Below are 10,162 nucleotides of genomic sequence, written 5' to 3' on the forward strand. Positions count from 1 at the left end.
ACACAAAAACAGAAACAGAACCGGGAGGGGAGTGATGTCTCAGACAGCGAAAGTGCTGCTGCTGTATGCCCATCCGGAATCTCAGGACTCGGTGGCAAACCGGGTTCTGCTTAAGCCGGCTACTCAGCTCAGCAATGTGACGGTGCACGATCTCTACGCGCACTATCCTGATTTCTTTATTGATATTCCTTACGAGCAGGAACTGCTGCGTCAGCATGACGTGATTGTGTTCCAGCATCCGCTTTATACCTACAGCTGTCCGGCACTGCTGAAAGAGTGGCTGGACCGTGTGCTGAGCCGGGGGTTCTCCAGCGGGGTGGGGGGCAACCAGCTGGCGGGAAAGTACTGGCGCAGTGTCATTACGACCGGTGAGCCAGAGAGCGCTTACCGCCACGACGGTCTTAACCGTTATCCCATGAGTGATATCCTGCGGCCGTTTGAGCTGACGGCTGCGATGTGCCGCATGCACTGGATGAGCCCGATTATTGTCTACTGGGCGCGTCGCCAGAAGCCTGAAGCGCTGGCGAGCCACGCCAGAGCGTATGGCGATTGGCTTGCATCACCGATATCGGCGGGAGGTCGCTAATGGAAGGATCGAATTTACTCCTGGCCGGCGTGCTGTTTTTATTTGCCGCAGTGGTGGCGGTTCCGCTGGCCGCCCGGCTGGGCATTGGCGCGGTGCTGGGCTACCTGCTGGCCGGGATCGCCATTGGCCCCTGGGGGCTGGGATTCATCAGCGATGTGGATGAAATTCTCCACTTCTCTGAACTGGGCGTAGTGTTCCTGATGTTCATCATTGGCCTCGAACTGAACCCGTCAAAACTGTGGCAGCTCCGGCGATCAATATTTGGCGTGGGGGCGGCGCAGGTCTTGTTCAGTGCCGCGATTCTGGCCGGGCTGTTAATGCTGACCAACTTCTCGTGGCAGGCGGCGGTGATCGGCGGAATAGGTCTTGCGATGTCGTCGACAGCGATGGCGCTGCAGTTAATGCGTGACAAAGGGATGAACCGCAACGAGGCAGGACAGCTGGGCTTTTCGGTACTGCTGTTTCAGGACCTGGCCGTGATCCCGGCGCTGGCACTGGTGCCGTTACTGGCAGGCTCCGGTGACGATCATTTTGACTGGGTCAAAATCTCCATGAAGGTGCTGGCCTTCGCCGGCATGCTGATTGGCGGGCGTTTCCTGCTGCGGCCGGTGTTTCGTTTTATTGCCGCCTCTGGCGTGCGCGAGGTGTTTACTGCCGCGACGCTGCTGCTGGTGCTGGGCTCGGCATTGTTTATGGACGCGCTGGGGCTGTCGATGGCGCTCGGTACGTTTATCGCCGGGGTGCTCCTTGCTGAAAGCGAATATCGTCACGAACTGGAAACGGCTATCGATCCGTTTAAAGGGCTGCTGTTAGGGTTGTTCTTTATTTCGGTGGGAATGGCGCTCAACCTGGGCGTGCTCTATACCCATCTGCTGTGGGTGGTGATGAGCGTCGTTGTGCTGGTGGCGGTAAAAACGCTGGTGCTGTACGTCATGGCACGGATATACGGGCTGCGCAGTTCCGAGCGCATGCAGTTTGCCAGCGTCTTAAGTCAGGGCGGAGAGTTCGCGTTCGTGCTGTTCTCCACCGCTTCCTCCCAGAAGCTGTTTAAAGACGATCAGATGGCGCTGTTGCTGGTGACGGTCACGCTGTCGATGATGACCACCCCGCTGCTCATCAGGCTGGTGGATAAGCTGCTCTCACGGCGTTTAAATCCGACAGAGGATGAAGATGAGATGCCGTGGGTGGAGGATGATAAGCCGCAGGTGATTGTGGTGGGCTTTGGCCGCTTTGGGCAGGTGATTGGACGTCTGCTGATGGCGAACAAAATGCGCATCACGGTGCTGGAGCGCGATATCAGCGCGGTGAACCTGATGCGTAAATACGGCTACAAGGTTTACTACGGCGACGCGACCCAGCTCGAACTGTTGCGTTCAGCGGGAGCAGAAGCGGCAGAATCCATCGTGATTACCTGCAACGATCCGGAAGATACGATGAAGCTGGTGGAACTGTGCCAGCAGCATTTCCCGCATCTGCATATTCTGGCGCGTGCGCGTGGACGTGTTGAAGCGCACGAACTGCTGCAGGCAGGTGTGAAGCACTTCTCCCGTGAGACATTTTCCAGTGCGCTGGAGTTGGGACGTAAAGCGCTGATTTCGCTGGGCATGCATCCTCATCAGGCTCAGCGGGCCCAGATGCATTTTCGCCGGCTGGACATGCGAATGCTGCGCGAATTAATGCCGGTACACTCTGATACGGCGCAGATCTCCCGCGTGCGGGAAGCGCGTCGGGAGCTGGAAGAGATTTTCCAGCGAGAGATGCAACAGGAACGACGCCAGCTCGATGGCTGGGATGAATTTGAATAAAGGGTAACGAAAGATGGCTGTACGTAAACGCTTTATTGCGGGCGCAAAATGCCCGAGCTGCCAGGCGCAAGATACGCTGGCGATGTGGCGGGAAAATAATATTGATGTCGTAGAGTGTGTTAAGTGCGGTCATCAGATGCGCGAGGCGGATAAAGAAGCCCGCGATCATGTTCGCAAAGAAGAGCAAGTTATCGGGATTTTTCATCCGGACTAGCGATATGCCCTGAGTTTTTTTAAGCTAAAGGGTACACGGGTGCAGATTTCCGCTACAATCTGCGCCAGCAATTTTCCCTTGCTCAGGAGATATCATGAAAGTAGCAAAAGACCTGGTGGTCAGCCTGGCCTATCAGGTACGTACAGAAGACGGTGTGTTGGTTGATGAGTCTCCGGTGAGTGCGCCGCTTGACTACCTGCATGGTCACGGTTCCCTGATTTCCGGCCTGGAAAACGCGCTGGAAGGTCACGACGTTGGCGACAAATTCGACGTTGCTGTTGGCGCGAACGACGCTTACGGTCAGTACGACGACAACCTGGTGCAGCGCGTTCCTAAAGACGTGTTCATGGGCGTTGACGAACTGCAGGTTGGCATGCGCTTCCTGGCGGAAACTGACCAGGGTCCGGTTCCTGTTGAAATCACTGAAGTGGAAGACGACCACGTTGTGGTTGACGGCAACCACATGCTGGCTGGCCAGAACCTGAAATTCAACGTAGAAGTTGTTGCGATCCGTGAAGCGACCGAAGAAGAGCTGGCTCATGGCCACGTTCACGGTGCGCACGGTCACGACCATGACCACGATCACGGCCACGACGGCTGCTGTGGTGGTCACGGCCACGATCACGACCATGGTCACGACCACGGTAAAGGTGGTTGCGGTAACGGCGGCTGCGGTTGCCACTAATTCCGTTATGCGGAAAATAAAAAAGCGGGATAATAATCCCGCTTTTTTTACGCCTCAATAATGAGGTGGTGGCGTCTCTTCTGACTGAGAGGCAATATGTGACGGCTGTGTGGCCTTCAGTTTGTCCGTCAGCAGGCGCATGAGATCCCGCAGTTTCGCCATTTCCAGTTCATGTGCGGTCACGGTCTGGTTTAGCTCTTCGATGGTGATGTCCTGAAAAGCCAGGCGGCTTTCCAGCTCAGCCATTCTCGCTTCTAACATTGTGTCCTTCATCATTCACCTCGTTGTATCTCATTAACCACAATCGGCCAGCGGCGGCGAAGTTTAACTGAGTTTATCCTTAAGTTCAGTATCTATCCCCTTGGCAAGAAACTTATTTAAACAAAAATAGTCTGAAAAGTGGCGAGAATCGGGAGAGTCTGTCTGTAGATTTCTTCCGCAACGTTTTATAGTACGTAACTCATTTACGTTTAACGCTGGGGTGAGAGTCCCCAGGCCCTGGAGATATGGATGAAATCACTGTTTAAAGTAACGCTGCTGGCGACGACGATGGCTGTTGCGCTGAACGCGCCGCTGTCCTTCGCTGCTGATACTGCTGCGAAGCCTGCTGCAACTGCAGACAGCAAAGCGGCGTTCAAAAATGACGACCAGAAATCCGCCTACGCACTTGGCGCATCTCTGGGTCGTTACATGGAAAACTCTCTGAAAGAACAAGAGAAACTGGGCATTAAACTGGACAAAGCTCAGCTGATCGCGGGCGTTCAGGACGCATTTGCAGATAAGAGCAAACTGTCTGACCAGGAAATTGAACAGACTCTGCAGGCGTTCGAAGCACGTGTGAAAGGTGCCGCTCAGACTAAGATGGAAGCGGATGCAAAAGACAACGAAGCGAAAGGCAAAGCCTACCGCGATACCTTTGCTAAAGAGAAGGGCGTGAAAACCTCCTCTACGGGTCTGGTGTACAAAGTTGAGAAAGAAGGTACCGGTGACGCGCCTAAAGACAGCGATACTGTCGTGGTTAACTACAAAGGTACGCTGATCGACGGTAAAGAGTTCGATAACTCTTACACCCGTGGTGAGCCTCTCTCCTTCCGTCTGGATGGTGTGATCCCAGGCTGGACTGAAGGTCTGAAAAACATCAAGAAAGGTGGCAAGATCAAACTGGTTATTCCACCGGATCTGGCATATGGCAAAACCGGCGTTCCAGGTATCCCTGCTAACTCTACCCTGGTCTTTGACGTAGAGCTGCTGGACATCAAGCCAGCACCGAAAGCTGATGCGAAACCAGAAGCGCAGGCAGAACAGAAAGCTGCGACAGACGCGAAGAAGTAATGGAATGAAAACCGCCGCCTTTAAGGCGGCGGTTTTTTTTATTGTGGGGCAGATATAATTAACACTGGAAAGCGTTATGCACGCTGTATTAATTTAGTTGTCCGTGTAGATAATGAGCCTGCCCTGAAAACCTAACGACAGGCTCCTGAAAAGGAGTGTTTTTTTCATGTCCAGGTCGCTTTTAACCAACGAAACCAGTGAACTTGATTTACTGGATCAACGTCCTTTCGACCAGACCGACTTCGATATTCTGAAATCCTACGAGGCGGTAGTGGACGGGTTAGCGATGCTCATTGGGTCCCACTGCGAAATCGTATTGCACTCCCTGCAAGATCTTAAGTGTTCCGCCATCCGCATTGCTAATGGTGAGCATACTGGCCGTAAAATTGGTTCGCCAATCACCGACCTTGCATTGCGTATGCTGCATGACATGACCGGCGCGGACAGCAGCGTCTCCAAATGTTATTTCACCCGCGCCAAAAGCGGCGTACTGATGAAATCAGAAACCATCGCGATTCGAAATCGCGAGCATCGCGTGATCGGTCTGTTGTGCATCAACATGAACCTTGATGTGCCGTTCTCGCAAATCATGAGCACTTTCATACCGCCTGAAACGCCGGACGTTGGCTCCTCAGTTAACTTTGCCTCCTCGGTTGAAGATCTGGTGACGCAGACGCTTGAGTTCACTATCGAAGAGGTGAATGCCGATCGCAACGTATCGAACAACGCCAAGAATCGTCAGATCGTGCTGAATCTCTATGAGAAAGGGATTTTTGACATCAAAGACGCCATTAACCAGGTGGCCGATCGCCTGAACATTTCCAAGCATACGGTCTACCTGTACATCCGCCAGTTCAAAAGCGGTGATTTCCAGGGGCAAGACAAGTAATGCGTTTTTCGCTGATGGTGACAGGCCCGGCGTATGGTACTCAGCAGGCCAGCAGCGCGCTGCAGTTTGCGCATGCGTTACTGGCTGCCGGACATGAGCTGGTGAGCGTCTTCTTTTATCGGGAAGGGGTGTATAACGCCAACCAGTTTACCTCACCGGCCAGCGATGAATTTGATCTGGTGCGCGCCTGGCAGACGCTGAACGAGACAAGGGGGGTTGCGCTGCATATCTGCGTGGCGGCAGCCCTGCGTCGCGGCGTGACCGATGCCACCGAAGCTGAACGTCTTGGCTTGCCAGGGGCCAACCTGCAGCCGGGGTTTTCGTTGAGCGGTCTGGGCGCACTGGCACAGGCTGCGTTAACCTGCGACAGAGTGGTGCAATTCTGATGAAACGCGTGGCGTTTGTTTTTTCATCTGCTCCGCACGGTAGTGCGTCCGGCAGAGAAGGGCTGGATGCGTTGCTCGCAACATCAGCACTGACCGAAGACATCGGTGTCTTCTTTTTAGGGGATGGCGTGTTTCAGCTTCTGGCAGGCCAGCAGCCGCAGGCTATTCTGGCGCGGGATTACATCGCGACCTTTAAAGTGCTGCCGCTTTACGACATTGAAACCTTTTTTGTCTGCGCTGATTCTCTTGCTGCGCGCGGTCTGAGCGATAAGACGTCTTTCGTGCTGGATGTAACACTCCTCCCGGCCGACGCGCTGCGCGACCAACTTTCCCATTACGACACTGTTCTGAATTTCTGAGGCTGACATGCTCCATACCCTGAGCCGTTCACCGTGGCATTGTGATATCGACGCATTACTGAGCATGCTGCGCGAAGGTGATGACCTGCTGCTGATTCAGGATGGCGTACTGGCTGCGCTTGAAGGGAGTCGTTTCGTTGAAATTCTCAGCAATGCCCCCATATCCGTCTCTGCGCTGAAAGACGATCTTGAGGCGCGAGGTCTTTCTGGTCAAATTTCAGCCAAAATTGACGTGGTTGGCTATACTGATTTCGTCAATCTTACTGTGACGCACGCCAGTCAAATGAACTGGTGATCCGAGATCGCTGTATATTTCTTGACACCTTTTCGACGTAGCCCTAAAATTTCGCGTCCTCATATTGTATGAGGTCGTTTTATTACGTGTTTACGAAGCAAAAGCTAAAACCAGGAGCTATTTAATGGCAACAGTTAACCAGCTGGTACGCAAACCACGTGCGCGCAAAGTTGCAAAAAGCAACGTGCCTGCACTGGAAGCCTGCCCGCAGAAACGTGGCGTATGTACTCGTGTATATACCACCACTCCTAAAAAACCAAACTCCGCACTGCGTAAAGTATGCCGTGTGCGTTTGACTAACGGTTTCGAAGTGACTTCCTACATCGGTGGTGAAGGTCACAACCTGCAGGAGCACTCCGTGATCCTGATCCGTGGCGGTCGTGTTAAAGACCTTCCGGGTGTTCGTTACCACACCGTTCGTGGTGCGCTGGACTGCTCAGGTGTTAAAGACCGTAAGCAGGCTCGCTCCAAGTACGGCGTGAAGCGTCCTAAGGCTTAATGGTTCTCCGTTAAGTAAGGCCAAACTGATTTATCTTAATGTCAAACTAAACTCGTAGAGTTTTGGACAATCCTGAATTAACAACGGAGTATTCCCATGCCACGTCGTCGCGTCATTGGTCAGCGTAAAATTCTTCCAGATCCGAAATTCGGATCAGAACTGCTGGCAAAATTTGTAAATATCCTGATGGTAGATGGTAAAAAATCTACTGCAGAAGCAATCGTATACAGCGCGCTGGAGACCCTGGCTCAGCGCTCTGGTAAAAATGAACTGGAAGCTTTCGAAGTCGCTCTCGACAACGTGCGCCCGACTGTAGAAGTTAAGTCTCGCCGCGTTGGTGGTTCTACTTATCAGGTTCCAGTTGAAGTTCGTCCGGTTCGTCGTAATGCTCTGGCAATGCGTTGGATCGTTGAAGCTGCTCGTAAACGCGGTGATAAATCCATGGCTCTGCGTCTGGCGAACGAACTTTCTGATGCTGCAGAAAACAAAGGTACTGCAGTTAAGAAACGTGAAGACGTTCACCGTATGGCAGAAGCCAACAAGGCGTTCGCACACTACCGTTGGTAATCCCTTCGGAGTATTAGTCACCAGGCGGGCGCTTCAGCGAAGCTGCCCGTCCTGGGTTACTTAACTGAACGCCTAAAGAAACAAACGAGGAATCAAATGGCTCGTACAACACCCATCGCACGTTACCGTAACATTGGTATCAGTGCGCACATCGACGCCGGTAAGACCACTACTACCGAACGTATTCTGTTCTACACCGGTGTAAACCATAAAATCGGTGAAGTTCATGACGGCGCAGCCACCATGGACTGGATGGAACAGGAGCAGGAGCGTGGTATTACTATCACCTCCGCAGCGACTACTGCATTCTGGTCAGGTATGGCTAAGCAGTACGAACCGCATCGCGTTAACATCATCGACACCCCAGGGCACGTTGACTTCACCATCGAAGTAGAACGTTCCATGCGTGTTCTTGACGGCGCGGTAATGGTTTATTGCGCAGTTGGTGGTGTTCAGCCACAGTCTGAGACCGTATGGCGTCAGGCGAACAAATATAAAGTTCCACGCATCGCGTTCGTTAACAAAATGGACCGTATGGGTGCTAACTTCCTGAAAGTTGTTGGTCAGATCAAATCCCGTCTGGGCGCGAACCCTGTTCCGCTGCAGCTGGCAATTGGTGCTGAAGAAGGCTTCACCGGCGTTATCGACCTGGTGAAAATGAAAGCCATCAACTGGAACGATGCAGACCAGGGCGTTACCTTCGAATACGAAGATATCCCAGCTGAGATGCAGGACCTGGCTGACGAATGGCACCAGAACCTGATCGAATCCGCTGCTGAAGCTTCTGAAGAGCTGATGGAGAAATACCTGGGTGGTGAAGAACTGACTGAAGAAGAGATCAAAAAAGCTCTGCGTCAGCGTGTTCTGAACAACGAGATCATCCTGGTAACCTGTGGTTCTGCATTCAAGAACAAAGGTGTTCAGGCGATGCTGGATGCGGTAATTGATTACCTGCCATCCCCGGTTGACGTTCCTGCGATCAACGGCATCCTGGACGACGGTAAAGATACTCCGGCTGAACGTCACGCAAGCGACGAAGAGCCGTTCTCTGCACTGGCGTTCAAAATTGCTACCGACCCATTCGTGGGTAACCTGACCTTCTTCCGCGTTTACTCTGGTGTGGTTAACTCCGGTGACACCATCCTGAACTCCGTGAAAACGGCGCGTGAACGTTTTGGCCGTATCGTACAGATGCACGCTAACAAACGTGAAGAGATCAAAGAAGTTCGTGCGGGCGACATCGCTGCAGCAATCGGTCTGAAAGACGTGACTACTGGTGACACCCTGTGTGACCCGGATCACCCGATCATTCTGGAGCGTATGGAATTCCCTGAGCCGGTAATCTCCATCGCGGTTGAACCAAAAACCAAAGCTGACCAGGAAAAAATGGGTCTGGCTCTGGGCCGTCTGGCGAAAGAAGACCCATCATTCCGCGTATGGACTGATGAAGAATCTAACCAGACCATCATCGCTGGTATGGGTGAACTGCACCTGGACATCATCGTTGACCGTATGAAGCGTGAATTCAACGTTGAAGCGAACGTGGGTAAACCTCAGGTTGCTTACCGCGAAGCGATTCGTGCGAAAGTTACCGATGTTGAAGGTAAACACGCTAAGCAGTCTGGTGGTCGCGGTCAGTACGGTCACGTTGTGATCGACATGTACCCACTGGAGCCGGGCTCTAACCCTAAAGGTTACGAGTTCATCAACGACATCAAAGGTGGTGTAATTCCTGGCGAATACATCCCAGCCGTTGATAAAGGTATCCAGGAACAGCTGAAAGCGGGCCCTCTGGCTGGCTATCCGGTTGTTGACATGGGTGTCCGTCTGCACTTCGGTTCTTACCACGACGTTGACTCCTCTGAACTGGCGTTTAAACTGGCTGCGTCTATTGCCTTTAAAGAAGGCTTTAAGAAAGCAAAACCAGTTCTGCTTGAGCCAATCATGAAGGTTGAAGTAGAGACTCCTGAAGAGAACACCGGTGACGTTATCGGTGACTTGAGCCGTCGTCGCGGTATGCTGCGCGGTCAGGAATCCGAAGTAACTGGCGTTAAGATCCATGCTGAAGTTCCGCTGTCTGAAATGTTCGGATATGCAACTCAGCTGCGTTCTCTGACCAAAGGTCGTGCATCATACACCATGGAATTCCTGAAGTATGATGATGCGCCTAACAACGTTGCTCAGGCCGTTATCGAAGCCCGTGGTAAGTAATCCACAGGATTAAAACCTAAGTCCCGTGCTCTCTCCGAAGGGGAGAGCACTATAGTAAGGAATATAGCCGTGTCTAAAGAAAAATTTGAACGTACAAAACCGCACGTCAACGTTGGTACTATCGGCCACGTTGACCATGGTAAAACTACCCTGACCGCTGCAATCACTACCGTTCTGGCTAAAACCTACGGCGGTGCTGCTCGTGCATTCGACCAGATCGATAACGCACCAGAAGAAAAAGCGCGTGGTATCACCATCAACACTTCTCACGTTGAATATGACACCCCGACTCGCCACTACGCACACGTAGACTGCCCAGGCCACGCCGACTATG

14 protein-coding genes are annotated in these 10,162 nt (G+C 52.7%); 13 read left to right on the forward strand and 1 reads right to left on the reverse strand.

Annotated elements, in window-relative coordinates; all coding sequences use genetic code 11:
• Nucleotides 1–34: 34 nt before the first annotated feature.
• The 4 genes from kefG to slyD all read left to right on the forward strand — a co-directional run bounded on the left by kefG (nucleotide 35) and on the right by slyD (nucleotide 3,290).
• Nucleotides 35–586 (forward strand): glutathione-regulated potassium-efflux system ancillary protein KefG, encoded by a 552-nt coding sequence (kefG, locus tag AAIR21_RS13790; RefSeq protein ID WP_020884601.1) that lies wholly within the window; start codon nucleotides 35–37, stop codon nucleotides 584–586.
• Complete coding sequence (gene kefB / locus AAIR21_RS13795; RefSeq protein WP_020884602.1) at nucleotides 586–2,391, forward strand: glutathione-regulated potassium-efflux system protein KefB; 1,806 nt, start codon at nucleotides 586–588, stop codon at nucleotides 2,389–2,391. Before kefG ends, kefB begins: the two co-directional genes overlap by 1 nt.
• 13 nt (nucleotides 2,392–2,404) lie before the next feature.
• Complete coding sequence (locus AAIR21_RS13800) at nucleotides 2,405–2,605, forward strand: YheV family putative zinc ribbon protein (protein WP_013099038.1); 201 nt, start codon at nucleotides 2,405–2,407, stop codon at nucleotides 2,603–2,605.
• A 94-nt stretch (nucleotides 2,606–2,699) separates the two neighbouring features.
• A complete protein-coding gene (gene slyD / locus AAIR21_RS13805) occupies nucleotides 2,700–3,290 on the forward strand; it encodes a peptidylprolyl isomerase (RefSeq protein WP_014171912.1) in 591 nt (196 codons plus the stop codon).
• A gap of 54 nt (nucleotides 3,291–3,344) precedes the next feature.
• Here slyD and AAIR21_RS13810 read toward each other — a convergent pair whose 3' ends face one another.
• Entirely contained in the window at nucleotides 3,345–3,563 is a 219-nt protein-coding gene (locus tag AAIR21_RS13810; RefSeq protein ID WP_020884603.1) for a protein SlyX, read from the reverse strand.
• Nucleotides 3,564–3,800: 237 nt separating this feature from the next.
• Between AAIR21_RS13810 and fkpA the strand changes: the two genes are divergently transcribed.
• The 9 genes from fkpA to AAIR21_RS13855 all read left to right on the forward strand — a co-directional run.
• Nucleotides 3,801–4,622, forward strand: a complete 822-nt coding sequence (gene fkpA, locus AAIR21_RS13815; RefSeq protein ID WP_014171910.1) for an FKBP-type peptidyl-prolyl cis-trans isomerase — start codon at nucleotides 3,801–3,803, stop codon at nucleotides 4,620–4,622.
• A gap of 166 nt (nucleotides 4,623–4,788) precedes the next feature.
• Nucleotides 4,789–5,511 (forward strand): helix-turn-helix transcriptional regulator, encoded by a 723-nt coding sequence (locus AAIR21_RS13820; protein WP_014171909.1) that lies wholly within the window; start codon nucleotides 4,789–4,791, stop codon nucleotides 5,509–5,511.
• On the forward strand, nucleotides 5,511–5,897 hold the full coding sequence (gene tusD / locus AAIR21_RS13825) for a sulfurtransferase complex subunit TusD (protein WP_014171908.1): 387 nt from the start codon (nucleotides 5,511–5,513) through the stop codon (nucleotides 5,895–5,897). Before AAIR21_RS13820 ends, tusD begins: the two co-directional genes overlap by 1 nt.
• Complete coding sequence (tusC, locus tag AAIR21_RS13830; protein ID WP_014171907.1) at nucleotides 5,897–6,256, forward strand: sulfurtransferase complex subunit TusC; 360 nt, start codon at nucleotides 5,897–5,899, stop codon at nucleotides 6,254–6,256. The genes tusD and tusC overlap by 1 nt, the downstream gene beginning before the upstream one ends.
• Before the next feature lie 7 nt (nucleotides 6,257–6,263).
• Entirely contained in the window at nucleotides 6,264–6,551 is a 288-nt protein-coding gene (gene tusB, locus AAIR21_RS13835) for a sulfurtransferase complex subunit TusB (protein WP_014171906.1), read from the forward strand.
• Between the two features lie 124 nt (nucleotides 6,552–6,675).
• Nucleotides 6,676–7,050, forward strand: coding sequence for a 30S ribosomal protein S12 (rpsL, locus tag AAIR21_RS13840; protein ID WP_000246815.1), 375 nt, complete (start codon nucleotides 6,676–6,678; stop codon nucleotides 7,048–7,050).
• A 96-nt stretch (nucleotides 7,051–7,146) separates the two neighbouring features.
• Nucleotides 7,147–7,617 (forward strand): 30S ribosomal protein S7, encoded by a 471-nt coding sequence (rpsG, locus tag AAIR21_RS13845; protein ID WP_003861706.1) that lies wholly within the window; start codon nucleotides 7,147–7,149, stop codon nucleotides 7,615–7,617.
• A 96-nt stretch (nucleotides 7,618–7,713) separates the two neighbouring features.
• Nucleotides 7,714–9,828 carry an elongation factor G gene (gene fusA, locus AAIR21_RS13850; RefSeq protein ID WP_014171904.1) on the forward strand — a complete coding sequence of 705 codons (2,115 nt, stop codon included), beginning with the start codon at nucleotides 7,714–7,716 and terminating at the stop codon, nucleotides 9,826–9,828.
• 69 nt (nucleotides 9,829–9,897) lie between these two features.
• A partial coding sequence (locus AAIR21_RS13855; RefSeq protein ID WP_000031675.1) for a GTP-binding protein occupies nucleotides 9,898–10,162 on the forward strand: 265 nt, incomplete at its 3' end.

The organism is Enterobacter sp. PTB, from assembly GCF_051130085.1.
Lineage (GTDB): Bacteria > Pseudomonadota > Gammaproteobacteria > Enterobacterales > Enterobacteriaceae > Enterobacter > Enterobacter ludwigii.